Source organism: Halobacteriovorax sp. GB3 (assembly GCF_028649655.1).
GTDB lineage: Bacteria > Bdellovibrionota > Bacteriovoracia > Bacteriovoracales > Bacteriovoracaceae > BSW11-IV.
The window spans coordinates 56,217-73,822 of the sequence record NZ_JAQSLN010000003.1 but is presented as its reverse complement, the minus strand read 5'-3'; the positions used below and the strand labels follow the sequence as shown (position 1 = coordinate 73,822).

Below are 17,606 nucleotides of genomic sequence, written 5' to 3'. Positions count from 1 at the left end.
AAATCTCGCCTAAAGGAGATTTTATGAAAAAGATTATTTTACTAGCAACATTACTTTTTACAAGTGTCCACTCTCAAGCAAAACCCCATTGTGAAAATGAAGTTCATCACCTAGAAAAGGTCAAAGAGGCCCTTCTTCTCTACAAGAGCGAAACGAAGAGCTTTACAGATGAACTCGACCACGAGCTTCAAGGAACTTATGCTGTCTTAAAAACGTGGGAAGGTAAACGCCTCTACATAAAAGAGAATGGCTTCAGCGTCATGGGAGTTTTTGTAAAGCAGGTTGAAGATAAGCACACAGAACTCGACTATAAACTGAGAGAAAACTTAGATAAGATGGATTTCATTCTTTCTCTACTTAAGGAATGCCTAGAAGTTGAGCTTTAAATTAAATACAAAAAAGGCCGAGTATACTCTCGGCCTTTTACACACATACACACATTTACACAAAACTAAGTTTTATAGAAAGCTCTTCAGCCCTGTTCTTGTTGTTTGAGGTCCTGGAATTACTTCAATTGTTCCAGGGAATGATCCATCGATATGATCAAGGAGTAACCATCCCTTATCATCTTCGCTAAGCTCAGGGTTTTCAATCATATGACCCCAGTTCTTGATTAGAAATTCATCAGGAGACTGTTGCCCTACAAAACCTGCTGCGAGAAGTAGAGTTGATTCATCTTTAAGCTTATTTTCAATTTCTTTGTACTTATTCACTCCTCTAAGGACTTTAATGAATTGTACTGTACTTGCATCATAAGCATCTCTCATGATTGAAGTGTCATTTGTAAATTCTTGCATATAGTACCAGTCTTCTGAGATTTCTTCTTTTCTCGAATCGGCACAAATATAAGCATCCATTTCAACTTTCTTTGGCTTATCAGCAGGAATCCATGCGGCATGATTATGTACATGACGAGCATTTCTATCACGATACTGCTTACCCATAACAATTAAACAGTTCGAAAATTGTCCTTCTAGAGCAAGGTTGAATCTTTCAACACCCATGTTATGAAAAGTTGAAATATCATGTCCATTACCTTGACTCTCTACATCGTTCCAAGACTTACCCATACCAAAATCAAAGAGTCTAAGACCAACTGATAGGAACTTTAGAGGATCAAGCTTTGTTGCGATATCAAAAGCTGGTACTCTAAGGTTCTTCCAAAGGGACTCTTGGTGCCCTTCATAAAGCTGGTAACGAGCACCCATTGAGAAACCAAAACCAGTGGCCCAATCAGGTGTTGCTTTAGTAATTTTATCAACGTGCTTGTACTTCTTAATCGCAAAGTAACGATAGAAGTCCTTCATACACTCTTTATAATCTCCGTTTCTAAAAAGCTTTGTTAATTCAGTATGATACTTTGGAAGATGAAAGTTGAAGGCAACTTTACAAAGCTTATCTTTAAACTCTTCAGTTACAAAGTCGATATTCATTTGCGAGTTGATATCTTCATTTGTAAAGTTCATCTTATAAGTTTCATTGTATTGCTTTACAGACATTGCCTTTAAGTCTGGCAGAGTCTTATTAAGGTGACCAATGAAGATGTCTTTAGCACTTCTTTTAAATGGATTATCAAAAGTTCTCTTATCCGTAAGTTCATTAATATTCTCGAAAAGAAACTCAATGTATCTCTTAAAAGCAATCTGCTCTTTATTGAATTGTCCATCCGCTTTATTAATCTGATCGATCTCAAAATTGTTATCAGTATTTTTCCCTAGAAGAATATTTTTCTTCCAAGCTTCAATATCTTTTTCGGAAACCATATTTCCATAGTTATTGGCCGTATTAGTGTTATTCTTTTCTCTTACAGTGATTCCCGCTTGAGAAGCATCCATATTAAGATCTTCAGACTTAAAGACGTTTGTCTTAATCCATGGAATTTTCGCTTTAAAGAAACCTGTTACAACAGCTTCATCAAGTCCGATATCTTCTAGTGGCTCAAGCTTGAAAACTGAAACAGTTCTCATTGCTAATTTTGGAAGATCAGTGTGCTTAATCTGTAGTGAGATAAGATCGTTGATAATTCCATTTTTTACTTCAACTGTTTTTTGTGCACCAGTAATGAAAGTAAAGTCATTATAGTTTTCAGCTGTTATAGGAATATCTGTTCCCTTTGGAGCAAGTACCATGAAGCTTAATTTGAACTTACCATCGTTAAGAGGAAGATACTTCGCAGTCTTTCCAAAACGGTGACCTTTATAAACTCTTGGGTTTAGTACGACTTGGTAAGAACGAGAAATCGTAAGACCAAGGTAATCATTAACTCTAAAGTTATCGTTATCATTTCCAATAAGGATGTACATCACTCCATCAATTTGGATTTGATTTTTTAAAGGGATTGGATTTTGCTTAATTTCTCCGTATCCATACTCTGGATCAGTATCCACAGCAAAAATTGTTCTCTCAGGCTCCCATGGGTTAAGAGCAACATTACGTCCAACGCTCTCACCTTCAAGAATACCGTCTAAAACTTTTACACTAAACTGGTAAGGGATCCACTTTGAGTAGCTATACTGCTCATAAGTAGAATCAAATACACCTTGAAAACAACCTTCACGTGTTGTTCTTGTTTGTTTCTTATGAACTTTTCCAGTTCTTGGGTCTTTGATTTCAATTTCAATATTTGTCTTTCTAAGTCTTTTTCCTGATGTATAAGAAGAAATACATGAGTGATACTCAGTTGAATATGACCAGTATTTCACATCACTTCTTTTAATTTGAGTATCAGCATCAGCGAAAAGCTCAATTCTCTCAAGAACAAGCTCACTGTCCGTTTTATAACTTGTAAGTGACTTTTCTTCTTTTTTAATCAGACAACCTTTCGATTTTTTCTGATCAGAGAAAGTATTGCTTAGAGAGTCAATCGAGTATGCTGCTGTTGCTTGCATATTTTGACCATCAATCTTAATTGTTTCGTTATATACCTTACAATTGTCTTTATTTTTATAGTCGATTTCTACAACTTTATCCCAAGCAACACAGCCACCAACGTCAGTGTACTTAACTGTTCCGTCACCAAGAACGACTTTTCTATTAGAGAGATCTTTAACTTTAAGGCCATCTTCAAGACATGCTTGAACTGTGTATTGCCTTGCCGTTGTAATCGCATCAATACTCTCTTCTTCACGAATATCAGTCGTACTTAAAACCTTAAGCGTTTTAAGCTGAAGACGAGACTCTTCTTTGGCTGCTTCTTTCGTTCCATCTACCTGTGCCGAACAACCAGCGAGAATCGCTGCCATGGCCATAACGAGGTGGTACTTCTTAGAAAAGGTCATAGAATTTCCTTAGTGTGATGTGTAAAATTTGATCGTTTGCTTGTGTGTCGTTTTTTTCAAGAACTTTGTTTGTAACAACGTTCGTTCTTACTTCAAAGTTATTGGCAAGGTCTTTATATGTGTAGAAAAGCCTTGCACCTTTTTTGTTGTTGTGTCCGTAGTATTTATTATTGTAGTAAGCAACAGAGGCATCTGATTCAACTTCAAAATTCTCTGCTCCAAGAATGTGCATTGATGAACCGTAATAGTAATTACCTGTTAACCCTACAACTGTTCCTTTATTCGCCCCAGTTGGAGCTTCAGTATTTTCTACTTGAGCAAAATAAGCTCCAAAAGCAAAATCTCTGAATGTTAGGGCCGCATCAGCATAGTAGCTCCACCCTTGGTAGTTATAAGTAAAATTTGTTCCTGTCTCACGTACACCTGAAATTGTGTTTCCATTAAATAGTGAGCTATAGGCAACTTCATTTGATAATTTATCGTAGGCAAAATGACCAAGACCAAGCTTCATCTTAAAGCTTTCATACTTGGCAAGAGCTTGGATCGACTCTTGAAAATAAGATGGTGATCCCTCTTCTACTTTGTCTACACGATCAGAAAAGTTATTTGTATTTGGCGAAGCTTGAAGAGCTTGTAATCTTACACCAAAGTGCTTTCCTTCTAATGTATATGTTTCTCTAAGTCCTAGGATTGAACCAGAGATGAGTAATTGATTAACCGCTGTGTGATCATTACTTAATGAACCAGCTTCAAGAGTAAGTGATTTTAATCCATCGTAAACAAGTGATCCCTCTTTAAGAATGAAAGAGTTCTTAGCGCGAAATTCATTATTATTATAGAGAGAGTCTGTTGAACCTGATTCCGCTTCAAAGGCAACATTGAATTTTAATTTTAAATTAGGATAGAATGCGTGATGCCCGCTTGCTCCGGCATATAGGCCTTGTTTCTTGGCCTTATTAACATCACTATTTTGTGAAACAGCAAAAAAGCCTACACTCGCTTTCACCTTCGTGTCGCGCTCATTCTCTATAACCTTGTTGAAGCTCGAAAGACTAAAGTCATCTGCCGATACTTGTAAGGTCGTTAATAATGATAGTGCTAAAAGCTTTTTCATAATTTCCCCAAAATGTTGATTCGATATATATTAAGCAAGAGTTATGCCAAAGAATAAAGACAGCTAGGGTCACTATACCCCTGTAATTACACAGTAAAAAAGCACTGTTTACGAAATGGACTCACAAGGAACTAACAGGTGTTTAAATGTTTGACAGTTTGCGGGTAGGACCATTAAGATGCAATTTTTCCCAAGCAAGAACTCAATAAAATTAACATCTTAATTATTCTAATTTAGAGGGAATATTAACGTCCCAATGAGCGTATAAAATCGAGATAATTATTCTCTCTCTTAAAAGATAGAATTGAAATTTCAACAAAGACCCAAGAGATGAGAAAGGGAACGAAAAAGGAAATACCTACCCCTCTGCCCGTCATGGCCACAGGAATCTTTCGATCGACAAAAACATCTGGCATGATTTCTGGTCCAAATTGATCGAAGAGCTCCAGAAAAATAATTGCTCCACCAAGGCCAGCGACAATTGCGCAAAAACTAATAAAATGGATCGCCTTTGACGTTGAACGATAAATCGTTCTCTTTGAGGCCCCTTGAATCCAAAAACTCGCAAGATCGAGCTTAATGTGACCAAAGAAAATCATAAGACCACTGGTGATACAAAGTGAAACGAGTAGAGTCATTCCAATAAAGAGAAAGATCATCACGGCATTTTCTAGATTAAGTGCCCATACTAAGTTCTGATTTTTTTCTTCCCAAGTTTGCAGGTAGGCCTTTTCTTTGAACTCTTTTTCAATACTCTCTTTTAAAGAACGGTAATTATACTCTCCAAACAAACGAAAAGTATTGACGACATCCTTTTTAATAAGGTTTTGAATGAGCGAGAGTCTCGTCCAAACGTGGGCAGCATCAACTTCAGGATCATCGGTAATGATTCTCTCCTGTACTTGAGTTTGTGCCATACGTGGAATTTCACCAAAAAATGTATCAGTATGAGAAGGTGAAATTAGTTGAAACTCACTCCCCTCACGAAGTCTTAACTTATAGGAGAGCTCACTTGGGACAAGCGTCCCTTCGAAATCTCTCTCTCCAAGAAAACTCTGGCGGTAAGAATCATCAGAAATTCCATGTACAATAACCGGAGCAAGATAGCCTCCATGTTGCAAAAGAAGCTCAATGACATACTCACGACTAATGTCGACCCCCTTATTGCTTAAGGGCATGATAAGCTCATTTAAGCGCCTTATAGCATCACGGTTCGTTGTAGTGACATGGACAGTGGCATGGCCAAAAATCGCTTTAGAACGACTAATACGATTTCTTTGAAGACCACCCATTGTTGATTGTAAGACCAACAGGGCGAAGCTAGAAAGAAACAGGCCAGTGATTGCTAAGATAAGCAATCGCTGGCGTGTTCTAGCATTGAAAATATGAGAAACGAAGTATCGTTGAAAGTGAGAAAACATTAATTCATTTCGTAGAATTTCTTTTTCTCAGCTGCAAGTTTCTTTAATAGATCACTTGCACCATAACGATCTTTATCTACTGATTCAGCGTATTTCGCTAGCGCTTCTACGATACGATCAAGACCTTCACTATCTGCATAGCGAAGTAGCCCACCTCTAAATGGAGGGAAACCAATACCAAAGATTAGACCTAAATCAACATCATCTGCCGACTGAACGATCCCATCTTCTAAGACAGTTGAAGCTTCATTGATCATTGGAAGAAAAATTCTCATTTGAATTTCAGTTTCACTCATCTTCTTTGATGCCTTTGGAAGAAGCGCCATGGCCTCATCATTGAAACCGTCTTCTTTTCCCTTCTCATCGTAGTTATAGAAACCTTTATTTGTTTTTCTACCTAGAAGACCTTTTTCTACAAGAGTCTTAGAAACACCACTTGATTTGGCACGCTCTCCAAGACCATCGTAAATAATTTTTGCAACTTTTTCACCAACATCGATTCCAACTTCATCGAGTAGACGACATGGACCCATTGGCATACCAAAGTTGAGACATGCATCTTCGATATCTTTGATTGAAACACCTTCTTCAAGAAGAAAACCTGCTTCATTCATATAAGGCATAAGGATTCTGTTAACGAGAAAACCTGGGCCATCTTTAACAATAACAGGTGTTTTCTTTGATTTTAAAACCCAATTATAGAGTGACTCTAAAGTCTCAGGAGCAACTTTGTCGTGAGTGATAATCTCAACAAGTGGCATTCTGTGAACAGGGTTAAAAAAGTGAAGACCTGCAAAGCGCTCTGGCTTTTCTAGAGCAGAGGCCATTTCTTGCACTGAAAGAGAAGATGTATTTGAAGTTAAAAGAGCATCATCTCTCATGTACTTTTCAGTCTCAGCAAAGACTTTCTTTTTGATATCCATGTTTTCAACGATGGCCTCAATAAGAAGATCAATCTTATTAAATCCACGATAATCAGTTTGTGGACAAATAGATCTTTGCTTTCTTTCAAAATCATCAAAGCTCATTTTCTTTCTCTTAACAGCTCCCATAAAATTTGAAGAAGACTGCTTAAGTCCAAGCTCAAGAGCATCGACATTGAGATCTTTCATGATTGGTGCCATATTACTTTGGGCCATGAGCCAAGCAATACCACCACCCATTGTACCTGCACCAAGAACACCACCACGTGATAGTTTAGGAACATCGGCACTCGACTCTGGACCAGAGTATTTTTTTACTTTTTCAGTCATAAAGAAAATATGCTGAAGGTTTTTAGATTGTTCTCCAACACAAAGCTCACCAAACGCTTGGGCCTCACTAGCAAGGTAGCTCGATCTTCCCTTCATCATTCCCGCTTCCATAACATCGAGAATTTTAAGAGGTGCTTGGTAAAAACCTTTTGTCTTTTTTAAAACATTTTCACGCGCCTTTTGAAAAATAATTTTCTTTGAAAGAAAATTATCAGAGGCCATTGATTCAAGTGATTCTTTTAAACCACCTTTTTTTGCTTTCTTAACAAAGTGCTTTGAGGCTTGCTCAACAAGTCTCTCCTTTGGATAAACTTCATCGACAAGACCAAGTCTCTTGGCCTTTTTACCATTAACTGTTCGACCAGAAAGAATTAGATCGAGGGCCTTTGGAAGACCAATCTTCTTAGGCATACGATATGTTCCACCAAAACCAGGAATAAGTCCCAACTTCACTTCAGGAAGTCCCATCATCGTTCCCTTAGCATCTGATGCGATCACAGAATTACAGGCAAGGATAAACTCAGTTCCCCCACCAAGACAAATTCCATTAACACAAGCAACAGTAGGAATTGAAAGGTCCTCTAGACGGTTGTAAATATTTTGTCCTTGCTCAGCTCCATAGGCCCCATCACTTTCAGTTTTCATTCCAGCAATAAGGTTGATATCGGCACCAGCAAGAAAGCAGCGATCTTTATGAGAAAAGAAAATCGCCCCATCAAGGTCTTTCTTTTTTGCGTGTAGCTCTTCGATAATATCGCGAAGCTCACCCATTGACTCCTCATCAAGAGTTGTCATTGATTTATCACAGTTATAACCAAAGCCGATTAAGGCCTTTCTATCTTCAATTTCAAAACTAATTCTTTTATAACTCATATCAGTCTTCCCTTACTTAACGAGGTTCTCAATAATGATGGCACCACCTTGACCACCACCAATACAAAGTGAAGCTACACCAAATCCGGCCTTTCTCTTTTTAAGCTCATGAGCAAGAGTTACCACAAGACGAGATCCCGTTGAACCGACAGGGTGTCCAAGAGCAATTGCTCCACCATTAACATTAAGCTTCTCATCTGGAATCTCTCCCCAAAGAGTGTCAATTCCAAATTTGTCAGCAACAGCTCTATCAGTCATTCCCTTTCTAACGGCAATGATCTGGGCCGCGAAGGCTTCGTTAATTTCAACTAAGTCCATTTGATCAAGAGTCATGTTCGCTCTTTTAAAAACTCCATCCATTGCATGAAGTGGCCCCATTCCCATTCTCTCAGGCTCTAAACCATGGAAGTGGTAATCGACAACTCTTGCCATTGGAGTGAGGTTGTATTTTTTAAGTGCTTCCTCAGAAACAAAGAGAAGTGCTGAACCACCATCAGTAATCGGACAAGCATTCCCAACAGTCACTGTTCCCGATTTTTTCTCAAAATAAGGTCTCATCTTAGCAAGCCCTTCAATCGTCGAGTTCTCTCTCGGTCCACTATCGCGAGTAAGTAGCTTTGAGAGTTTGTGACCGTAAGCAAGAGGAACGATCTCATCGTCAAAACGACCTTCGTTCATGGCCTTAATTGCTTTATGGTGAGAGTTATTCGCATACTCATCTTGTTGCGCTCTTGTGATACCGAGCTCTCTTGCAAGAAGTTCAGCAGTTTGCCCCATATTTAAACCACAAAAAGGATCTGTTAGCCCCTGCTCAATGGCCACGATTGGCGAAAGAAATGGAGGTCTAAAAGTCGAGATGGCCTTAAGCTTATCGCTTACTGTTCTAGCTTTCATGATTTTAACAAAAAGCTCTGTCATCTCTTTTGAGTATATGAGAGGCATATTGGACATCGACTCAACACCACCGGCTACGATGATATCACTGCGTCCACTTGCAACCTTTAAAAAGGCTTGGCTTACGGCCTCAAGACCAGAAGCGCAGTTTCTATGAACAGAATAGCCACTAGTTTTCTTGTGAAGTCCAGCTTCAAGGGCGATTACCCTTCCAATATTTGGATATTTTGCAGGAGTCCCTGTGTTTCCAAAGATAACTTCATCAATTTGGTCAAGCGGGATATCAGTATTGTCCATCATATTGCGGACGAGGTAAGCCCCAAGAAATGGTGCTTGTACATCCTTCAAGTCAGTTCCGGCCTTGGCCTGAGGCGTACGCACGGCTTCGACTATGTACACAGGTCTAAACGACATAAGTTCTCCTTCAGTGGATTTTATATTCTAGAAAATTTTAAGGGAAAAAGCATTGAAATGAAAGAGAAACTGAAAAAGGAAAAGAGTGTTATGTAAGAATTTAAAAATGACTTAATGTTCAGTAGAGAAAAACAAAAAGGAAGACCGAAGCCTTCCTTTTTTACCTAAGAAAACCATGAAAGAACCTGGAGGCCCTCGCCTCCAGGAAAGTATAATTAGAATCTGTAGAGTAGTCCTGCGTTAACAGAGATTTGATCAGCATCTTCAATTTGACCTGTGATATTTCTCAGGTCACCTTGGTCTGAGCTTAGACCTTGTTGAGGTAGGTTTTTATCGTACCCACTTGATAGGGCCTTGTCATAGCGAACCTCTAGGTTAATACCAAAACTAGATGTGAAATTAACATCAGATCCTAGCATAACAGCTCCAGAGAGGTAGCTTGATGAGAATCCCTCATCGTACTGATAATAATTGCTATTATTATAAGTACAGTATCCATAGTAACTACAGTTGCTTGTTGTCGGCATGTAGTTCGAGTTTTCATATTGTGCTTTAGACTTATTGTAAGCAACACCTGCTCCAGCATATGGTCTAAACTTTGAGTCTTTAATAAATTGGAACTTTCCGTTCATTTCAATCTTGTAGCGATTGTATGAAACATTCGAGTTGTAGTAACTTGAACGCCCAATATCAATAGCATCTACTTTCATGTAACCAAGGCCAATTCCTACAGTGAATCTGTCAGTAATTTCTGATTCAAATCCACCTTCAAGCTTAAGATTACTTTCGATATCTAGAGACTGACCAGTAAAGTTCGTCATCCCTGTTGAAAGATAAACCTTGTGCTTCTTTTCACCTTCAACTGGCTTCACTTTGTTTTCAATTCTCTGCACAGCTGATTGTCCGTAGTTCACGGAATCAGAGTTCATTGAATTAAAGCCTCTTTGAAACGCATCTTGAAGCTGCTTAGTAAGCTTAATTTCAGCTTTTGTTCTTTCGTCTTCAATTTTCTTGTCGACCATTTCATTTGTTTTACGCTCTAGCTCTTTTCTCATTTTAGCTACGCGATCAGCTGCAGATGGTCTCTTTTGTTTCTTTTGATAAAGTCCTTCAATATCAATTTGGTCAGAATTGAGGATTTGATCTGTTTCACTCAGTAATAAATCATCCTGAGCAAATGCCGGCATAACGGGCTGTGCTAGTACTGCAAGAAGCGCAAGTTTTGCGGCCTTTTGTCTAATACCTGTTACTTTCATGTTGTTCTCCTTCTTAGGTCTTATACTTTTAATTAATTTATAAAAGATTTTTAAACATAACGCATCGCACCATGAAGTATTTTCTAGGGGTGTCAGGTTTTTAGACAGTTTCCAAACACAAATTCAACAACTTAGAAGAGAAAAAGCTATCTACGAACTTTAAAATAACGAAATTGTCCAGGAGTAATGAGTGATTTAAGGTTACAAGCAATAGATTGATTGGCCCCAGTACAATTATCGAGATCCCCAAGAAAGCGCTCTTTAATGATACCGGTGATAGAAGCGATCAAGCTTACGACAACGGCCAAGAGCAGAAGATACTCTACGACTGCTTGTCCGCTTTGTGCAATATAGCTTTGAGAAGATGGGCCTTTATTTTTCATTATAGAATATGATACCTCATTTAATTTCAGGATCAAAGCTAGATGAATTGGTGCATCTCGTTGATGTCCATCATACTACTAAGAAGTCCTAGAGGTGTTTCGCGATAAGGTCCAAAGTAATGAACGCCATTCAATTTGTCGTTAAAGCCAGGCCTAGAGTGGTCAAAGATCGACACTTTCTTTGGAAACCAAGTACTCTTCTTATAAGGACTAGGCCAAAGCTCTTTACCATAGCTAATATTCTCCTCAATAAACAGTTCATCTACATTGGAGATAAGGTTTTTAAGATCTTTTTTAAGAGTCTCTCTTAAATAGTCTTTAACAAAGGAGAGCTTTGATCCTTTTTCATAAAGAGTGAAGACTTTAAAGTGAATATGGTCTTGGTGAAAGTCAGCAAACCACAGAGGAACATCTGTACCAACTTTATTAACGTCAGTGAAAAAGAATCTCTCTCCTGTTAAATGAGAGTCGAGTCCATCAATTTTCCAATCAATAACAACATCTCTTAGACACTCGTCTTTATTTGGAAAAATAATAGGCATCTCATCCAAACTGCCACCAATAAAGACAACCTTATCGGGATGAACAATACCTTCATAACTTGAAAGCTCTATGGCCCAAGGCTTCTTCTTATGAAACTTCCACTCGCGAAGCTGGCAACTTTTATAGATTCCGCCAACCTTTTCAAATTCTAAAACAAGGTCTTCCATTAAAGACTTTGAATCTAATTCATAACTTGGTTGTAAGAGACTTAAAAGAAGATGAAACATCTCAATCTCTGAAAGGTTGCAATCAATCTTTTTATGAAAGATCCCACGAGCGGCCATAAGAAACGACTGAAAAAACCATTTGCTTGATTTATTTTCAAATTGCTCTTTTTTGATGACCTGACTAAAGGCCTCATAGATAGAGATCACGCCTTTTGGGCTCATTGAAAGAAAACTATCCAGACTTAATCCTTGAAGACTTTTAAAGAAATAAGAACTCTTTCCAATTCGCTGGAAAAGCTTCTCGCATTCAGAATCAAATGACTCTCTCTTAGCCTCATCACCAATGAGTTCGAAAAAAGCCTCATGTCCAATTGGAATATAAGGAGAGAGTTTACGATAGAGTTCAATTAAGTTTTGAGAAGGACGGTGACCGAGCTTCACTCTTGTTTGACCAACAACAATTGAATAAGGTCTTGCCGTTAGATACTTTTTTACATTAGAAAGAGAAGTAAGATGATTGTCCTCACCCCAAGAACTGATAAAAGTCGACTCAATAGGACCAAAGAAGTCACTGTATAAGCTTCCAATATCGACGCGTTCATCATCGAGTAAAAGTACTTTTAAATTTCTTCTCATCATCTTCACAGCGAGCATTATCGAAAGATAACTTTTCCCTACGATGACTAAGTCAAATTTTTTATCGAGCAAGATCGCCTCACAGCTTCTTTATCATTTCATTAAAACGCATTGAACTAAGATCAATAAGTTCGTTGCATTTGCCCTCATTGAAGGAATCTCTATTCTCTACTAAAGTCCATAGACTTGGCAAATCAGAAAAAGAACAGATCGCTTGATCATCATTTTCTTTAACTAAATCAAATTCTGTTGAACGGTGAGTCTTTGGTCCACAAAAAACGAAAGCTCCGGCCAAATAAGGCTCCAATACAGAGTGAATACTACGACCAAATCCTCCAGAGACATAGGCGTTTCCAAAGAGCGAGTAGAACTCACAAAGTCTTCCAGGTAAAGCACTTATAAAAACCGTTCCCTGCTCTTGTTCTTTTAATTCGCTCGAGACCTTTTTAAGCTTTTCACTATCGCTTTCATCTTTTCTATAAAGACAAACGCTCTCTAGACCTTTTAATTTTAAAAGTTCTTTTAATTGATCAACACTCTCATCATTGATTTTATGTGGACAAAGAGCGACAAAGATCTCTTTGTTTTTAATTTTTTCAATCATGACCTTAGAGAAGCTCTCAATATCAACTGGCCAGCAACTTCCGTAAACGAGACGCTTGCTTCGAGGGTACGATTTAATGAGTTCAGCAATTCCACTTTGCTCGTAGACGGCAAGCTTCTTTTCTTTTTCCTGTAATCGCTTATTGATTTGAACCACGCGAAAGTCAATGGCATCATCAACCGGAAGTGAAAGATCAATCATTTTGTTTTGATCTGACTCTGTAGCAGGAATAATCTTTGTAAAATAGCGGTACGGAAAAAGACCTGGAGAAAAAGGTGAATATTCTTTTCCCTTTAGCGTTGCCCACACAAGTGTAAAGCGCGAGCAGAAACGACTTAATAAAAGAAGCTCAGGAAAAAAGTCATAGCGAACCATAATAAAATGATCTGTCGTAACCCATAGAAAAGGTCTTCTAAAACGTGGCGCCTTCAATAAAGGGAGACGCAAATATCGAAATGAATTTGGATAGACTTTATAAAGTTCTTTAATTTTTTTCTCGACACTTGGAGAAGTAAAGATCAGCTCAACTTTTTTAGCACTCTCTAAATACCTTCTTACAATCGGAAGAACTTGCTCTAACTCCCCTTCACTAGAAACATGAACTCCAAGATCAGCTTCGAGACCCTGCTCACTAAAAGACTGACACCCTGGCTCATTATTGCGTTTTTCAAAGAGAAGTCTCTCTTTTAAAAAGCGATTAAAAGGAGTGATGGGTCCTACAAGTAAGGCCAGCATTCGCATGAAAGGTATCGTGATAAGAAGATAAGTGAACTTTAAAAATTCCATGTCAGTGTCACACTGTCCCTTTTAGAGTGGAAGGCCCGAAATAATTAAGGAAGCCTATAGTTATAGAGTAATTTAATTAACATTTCCTTACAAATGCAATTTTTTTAGGTTTTCATCGCGTCAACTCCATGACAAATCAGTCAGTGTTGTGAAATAACTGTTTTTGCACGAATTTTGGGAAATATTCGAGGAGAGAAAATGAAAATTAAAGGACTATTAGTTGCATCAATGATGATGTTAACGGCAACAACAACTTTAGCAGAATCAACAAACACTTCAAGCTCAGCATTTTCAGACATCTGGAAAAAACTGAAAGACTCACCATTTTCAATGAGCTACCTAAATGACACTTATGCAAGTGCCAAGCTTATGCAGGACAAGGGACTTAAGTCAGGTCACTACCTTTACCTAAACTACAAGCTTGATAAGTATCACAAGTTTACAATCAAGCCACTCGTTCACACTGACTGGACTAAGAAGCAAAAAGATGACAACCAAGTTCACACAGAACTTCACTCAACTGAGCTTCGTTTCACAAGATCAAGCATCTTAAATCAAAACGATCACGGCGTTAACTACTCTTTCTTACTAAGAAACTACGTTATGAATAACGCGAAAGAGTCGGGATATGACACATACCACCTACTCTACAATAGCTTTTCAAGAAGCTTTGGAAAATACAATCTATCTTTTGCACCAGGTCTTTATATTTATAACAAAAACAAAGGTGCTAACAACGTTCAAGATACAATTAACTACGTTGGTCTAACTCACACGTACTCAGTGAATGACAATATCTACCTATCATTTGCTAATGCTTACTATGGTTACAAATACGATGATAAGTCCAATAACAGAGAGCTTCTTCTAACAAACCTAACTGCTGGTTACACATTCTCTAATGGTGTTGATGTTTCTCTTTACTTTGAAGGGTACACATTCGACTCAGCTATCGATAACAACCTTATCGCTTCATACCAGCCAGAATGGGTTAAAAATAGCTATGTAGGAACGCTTGTCAGCTTTCCAATCTTCTAATTTTAACGAATTACAAACTAGTCAACAAAAAAGGTCGGTTTTTATCTGACCTTTTTTTGTACCTTTTTTCCCCCCACCCATCTTACAATAAGTATATTGAATATATCTTAAGACCAACCGATAAGTTCAAGGAACTGTTAAGGATGGTATTATGAGTGAAGCATTAAAATTAGAAACATTAGATTCCCTTGTTCTAACTCATGAGCAAATCGAGGCCCAAGATCTACCAAAAGAGAATATTTTTGAAATTAAAATTAATGATTCAATCTATGGGCCATTTTTAGGCAAAGAATTAAAAGACCATCTCGAGTCTGATACTCTCGATTTAAGCGACATCACTCTTCGTACATACGGTCAAGAAGACTGGAGTGATCTCGTCTCACATCCCTACTTTCAAAGAAGACGCCCGCAAGTTCTAACAGATAAAGACAGTTCAATTCAAGAGTTCTATCTACTGATCGAAGGACAAAAACAAGGGCCTTTTCACGAAGATAAAATAAATGAATTACTCCAAGAGAAAGCTCTCGTTCACACAGACCTCGTTTCTGAAGATGGACAAGAATGGACTAAAATTCACCACTATAAGCAATTTGATCGAAGGAAACTAACAAATAAATCTCTTCCAGATGCCACACACCTTGCAGAAGGTCTTGTAGAGAGTGTCGATCAAAATAAAATTTTAAAAATGGCCCGCGAAAAAACGCAGAGTGAAGAAGCGCTAGCTGGTCTAGCATGGGCACATCATCCAGAAGATCGCGTGCACATGAATGCAGGACCTGTCATTGTTGAAGATGAGCATTCGCAATCAAGTGAAACAAAATCAAAACTGCCATGGGTTATTCTTCTTGTACTCTCTCTCGTTGGAATACTGACTCTCGTTATAAAGGGAAAAGATGAACCAACTCAAACGACAGTCAATAAAAAAACAACCTTTGCCCCTCCCAAGGCAAAGCAAGCAAGATCATTTAAAGCACAAGAGCTCAAACCAATTCAGGCGAAAGAATCAAGGTCTCAAGCAAATAATATTAGAAACTCCAGAGCTGTAACGAGAGGAACAAAAGCGTTCAAAGATTCTGACACATTCAAAAACTTTGAGAAAAAGAAAATGATGGATGATGCCTATATTAATGAAGACACTTACGATGCTGAGCAAGAAGAACGTTCATTTCAAGATGATCCTGTAAGAAGTCGAATCCCAAAAGAAATTCTAGATCCGGCCATGGAGCCAGATAATGTTCTTGATGCAGAGTTTACAGAAACAGAGCAACCTGAAAATCTTGAGCAAGGAGAAGTTCAAGAGTTAGAAGGTGAAATCTTTAACGCAGCGGAAGAATATTAATCATAGGCGATGAGCACTAAGATGTGCTACATTAAAGCCCATGGAAGAAATCAATAAAGAATTATTACAACAATTTAGGCCGCCTGCGTTTCCTGGATCTTTCTTCATTAGCTTCGAAGGAATTGAAGGAGCTGGCAAGACAACTCAAATCAATCGCATCAAAGATTATCTTGAAGATAAAGATTTTCGCGTTCTCGTTTTGAGAGAACCAGGTGGGACACCTTATGGTGAAAAACTAAGAAAGGCCATCTTAGAAACTTCGACCAATATACATCCTGTAGCAGAGTCTTATCTCTTCGCATCCGCAAGAGCACAACTTCTTACCGAAGTCGTTTTAAAAGAACTCAATACGCCAAATACAATTATTATCTGTGACCGCTATCTCGATAGTACTATTGCTTACCAAGGTATTGCTAGAGAGCTTGGTGTTCAAAGAATTCTTGAAACACACAACGTCTTTCCACTTCATCTCGTTCCTCACAGAACAATTTATGTAAAGATTGACCTTGAAACATCTCTTAAACGACAAGAAATGAGAAATAATCCGAAAGATTATTTTGAATCTCAAGACCATTCATTTCATCAGAAACTAATTGATGGTTACGACCTTGCGAGTGAATTATTCCCAGAGAGAATCTCTGTCGTAGATGGAAAGAGAGACTTTGATGAAGTTTATCTGTCAATTCGCCAACAAATCGATGATCTCATTTTCAAAAAAGAAGACTAAACCCTTTTTATGATGAATGAAAAAATTGAAACAATTCTTCTAAATAAATGGGCCAATGAACAATTGGCCCATTTTTATATCTTTAAAATGGCCCCTGGACCGAACGCTCGAGAGCAATTGATCAGCTTCACGAGAAGTTTTCTTTCAAAGACAATCAGCAAGGAAAAAGAGTTCAGCGAAAAGAAGGCCATAGACCTCATCGACCAAGGTCATCCCGATATCTTATTTATTAATGAACATCAGGAAAAAAGCTACACGCTTAATGATCAGGCCATCACTGACTTTATCAAGTTTCATCAGTACAATCATTTTGAATTCAATCATCGTTTTTGTATTTTAAGCGATGCTCACCAATTAAGTGATGTCATTCTCAATAAGTTTTTAAAGACACTGGAAGAGCCTAATAAGAAAACAACAATCATTTTCTTGGAACATACAGGAATTAAGCTACTTCCAACGATTGAGAGCCGAGCACTAGTAATTGCTCTTCGAAACAATGAAAAGAAGCGTCAATTTGAGTTCCCAACTTTTATTGAACAGGCCAAAAATGATATTTTAGGCCTAAGAGAATGCGCGTGGCACAATCTTGATGACCTTCAAACACTTACTGAACAAATAAAAAAAGATAAGGCCCTAGAGGACCAACTATGCTCCCTCGCTACAGAGTGGCTATTAGCTAAATCAGATAATTACAAACACCTAGACGATATAACAAATTTCATCGAGTGGTACGATAAGTCTAAAACCTTTCACAACCCACTTACACAGAGAGTTAGTGAGCTTGTGGCCCTTATTAAGCGCTGCTCCTAAATAATGCCCTTTGACTAGACTTTTCAGGCAATTCGTCCGAAAATAAAGGGTAAACTGCAAATAAGAAATT

14 protein-coding genes are annotated in these 17,606 nt (G+C 38.0%); 5 read left to right on the top strand and 9 right to left on the bottom strand.

What is annotated here, in order from left to right; genetic code table 11:
* Nucleotides 1-23: 23 nt before the first annotated feature.
* Nucleotides 24-386 (top strand): hypothetical protein, encoded by a 363-nt coding sequence (locus HBN50_RS06495; RefSeq protein WP_273868758.1) that lies wholly within the window; start codon nucleotides 24-26, stop codon nucleotides 384-386.
* A gap of 72 nt (nucleotides 387-458) precedes the next feature.
* Here the strand turns inward: HBN50_RS06495 and HBN50_RS06490 are convergent, their stop codons facing one another.
* The 9 genes from HBN50_RS06490 to HBN50_RS06450 form a co-directional block, all read right to left on the bottom strand.
* Complete coding sequence (locus HBN50_RS06490) at nucleotides 459-3,278, bottom strand: hypothetical protein (protein WP_273868757.1); 2,820 nt, start codon at nucleotides 3,276-3,278, stop codon at nucleotides 459-461.
* Complete coding sequence (locus tag HBN50_RS06485) at nucleotides 3,265-4,392, bottom strand: hypothetical protein (protein ID WP_273868756.1); 1,128 nt, start codon at nucleotides 4,390-4,392, stop codon at nucleotides 3,265-3,267. The genes HBN50_RS06490 and HBN50_RS06485 overlap by 14 nt, the downstream gene beginning before the upstream one ends.
* Nucleotides 4,393-4,637: 245 nt before the next feature.
* On the bottom strand, nucleotides 4,638-5,813 hold the full coding sequence (locus HBN50_RS06480) for an ABC transporter permease (RefSeq protein WP_273868755.1): 1,176 nt from the start codon (nucleotides 5,811-5,813) through the stop codon (nucleotides 4,638-4,640).
* Nucleotides 5,813-7,939: a 3-hydroxyacyl-CoA dehydrogenase NAD-binding domain-containing protein gene (locus HBN50_RS06475; protein WP_273868754.1), complete on the bottom strand. Its 2,127-nt coding sequence runs from the start codon at nucleotides 7,937-7,939 to the stop codon at nucleotides 5,813-5,815. Before HBN50_RS06475 ends, HBN50_RS06480 begins: the two co-directional genes overlap by 1 nt.
* Nucleotides 7,940-7,951: 12 nt before the next feature.
* Entirely contained in the window at nucleotides 7,952-9,247 is a 1,296-nt protein-coding gene (locus tag HBN50_RS06470) for a thiolase family protein (protein WP_273868753.1), read from the bottom strand.
* Nucleotides 9,248-9,462: 215 nt separating this feature from the next.
* Nucleotides 9,463-10,503 (bottom strand): outer membrane beta-barrel protein, encoded by a 1,041-nt coding sequence (locus HBN50_RS06465; RefSeq protein WP_273868752.1) that lies wholly within the window; start codon nucleotides 10,501-10,503, stop codon nucleotides 9,463-9,465.
* Nucleotides 10,504-10,649: 146 nt separating this feature from the next.
* Nucleotides 10,650-10,886, bottom strand: a complete 237-nt coding sequence (locus HBN50_RS06460; protein ID WP_273868751.1) for a hypothetical protein — start codon at nucleotides 10,884-10,886, stop codon at nucleotides 10,650-10,652.
* Nucleotides 10,887-10,924: 38 nt separating this feature from the next.
* A complete protein-coding gene (locus HBN50_RS06455; protein ID WP_273868750.1) occupies nucleotides 10,925-12,304 on the bottom strand; it encodes a hypothetical protein in 1,380 nt (459 codons plus the stop codon).
* Between the two features lie 7 nt (nucleotides 12,305-12,311).
* Entirely contained in the window at nucleotides 12,312-13,622 is a 1,311-nt protein-coding gene (locus HBN50_RS06450) for a glycosyltransferase N-terminal domain-containing protein (RefSeq protein WP_273868749.1), read from the bottom strand.
* 198 nt (nucleotides 13,623-13,820) lie between these two features.
* Between HBN50_RS06450 and HBN50_RS06445 the strand changes: the two genes are divergently transcribed.
* The 4 genes from HBN50_RS06445 (at nucleotide 13,821) to HBN50_RS06430 (ending at nucleotide 17,536) form a co-directional block, all read left to right on the top strand.
* Nucleotides 13,821-14,660, top strand: a complete 840-nt coding sequence (locus tag HBN50_RS06445; RefSeq protein ID WP_273868748.1) for a hypothetical protein — start codon at nucleotides 13,821-13,823, stop codon at nucleotides 14,658-14,660.
* Between the two features lie 151 nt (nucleotides 14,661-14,811).
* Entirely contained in the window at nucleotides 14,812-15,999 is a 1,188-nt protein-coding gene (locus HBN50_RS06440; protein WP_273868747.1) for a hypothetical protein, read from the top strand.
* A 40-nt stretch (nucleotides 16,000-16,039) separates the two neighbouring features.
* A complete protein-coding gene (tmk, locus tag HBN50_RS06435) occupies nucleotides 16,040-16,726 on the top strand; it encodes a dTMP kinase (RefSeq protein ID WP_273868746.1) in 687 nt (228 codons plus the stop codon).
* A 9-nt stretch (nucleotides 16,727-16,735) separates the two neighbouring features.
* Nucleotides 16,736-17,536 (top strand): hypothetical protein, encoded by an 801-nt coding sequence (locus HBN50_RS06430; RefSeq protein WP_273868745.1) that lies wholly within the window; start codon nucleotides 16,736-16,738, stop codon nucleotides 17,534-17,536.
* Nucleotides 17,537-17,606 lie beyond the last annotated feature (70 nt).

What these genes read in the sequence shown, in the direction of transcription:
- HBN50_RS06495 (WP_273868758.1), top strand. Translation starts at nt 24, where the DNA reads ATGAAAAAGATTATTTTACTAGCAACATTACTTTTTACAAGTGTCCAC.
- HBN50_RS06490 (WP_273868757.1), bottom strand. Translation starts at nt 3,278, where the DNA reads ATGACCTTTTCTAAGAAGTACCACCTCGTTATGGCCATGGCAGCGATT.
- HBN50_RS06485 (WP_273868756.1), bottom strand. Translation starts at nt 4,392, where the DNA reads ATGAAAAAGCTTTTAGCACTATCATTATTAACGACCTTACAAGTATCG.
- HBN50_RS06480 (WP_273868755.1), bottom strand. Translation starts at nt 5,813, where the DNA reads ATGTTTTCTCACTTTCAACGATACTTCGTTTCTCATATTTTCAATGCT.
- HBN50_RS06475 (WP_273868754.1), bottom strand. Translation starts at nt 7,939, where the DNA reads ATGAGTTATAAAAGAATTAGTTTTGAAATTGAAGATAGAAAGGCCTTA.
- HBN50_RS06470 (WP_273868753.1), bottom strand. Translation starts at nt 9,247, where the DNA reads ATGTCGTTTAGACCTGTGTACATAGTCGAAGCCGTGCGTACGCCTCAG.
- HBN50_RS06465 (WP_273868752.1), bottom strand. Translation starts at nt 10,503, where the DNA reads ATGAAAGTAACAGGTATTAGACAAAAGGCCGCAAAACTTGCGCTTCTT.
- HBN50_RS06460 (WP_273868751.1), bottom strand. Translation starts at nt 10,886, where the DNA reads ATGAAAAATAAAGGCCCATCTTCTCAAAGCTATATTGCACAAAGCGGA.
- HBN50_RS06450 (WP_273868749.1), bottom strand. Translation starts at nt 13,622, where the DNA reads ATGGAATTTTTAAAGTTCACTTATCTTCTTATCACGATACCTTTCATG.
- HBN50_RS06445 (WP_273868748.1), top strand. Translation starts at nt 13,821, where the DNA reads ATGAAAATTAAAGGACTATTAGTTGCATCAATGATGATGTTAACGGCA.
- HBN50_RS06440 (WP_273868747.1), top strand. Translation starts at nt 14,812, where the DNA reads ATGAGTGAAGCATTAAAATTAGAAACATTAGATTCCCTTGTTCTAACT.
- tmk (WP_273868746.1), top strand. Translation starts at nt 16,040, where the DNA reads ATGGAAGAAATCAATAAAGAATTATTACAACAATTTAGGCCGCCTGCG.
- HBN50_RS06430 (WP_273868745.1), top strand. Translation starts at nt 16,736, where the DNA reads ATGATGAATGAAAAAATTGAAACAATTCTTCTAAATAAATGGGCCAAT.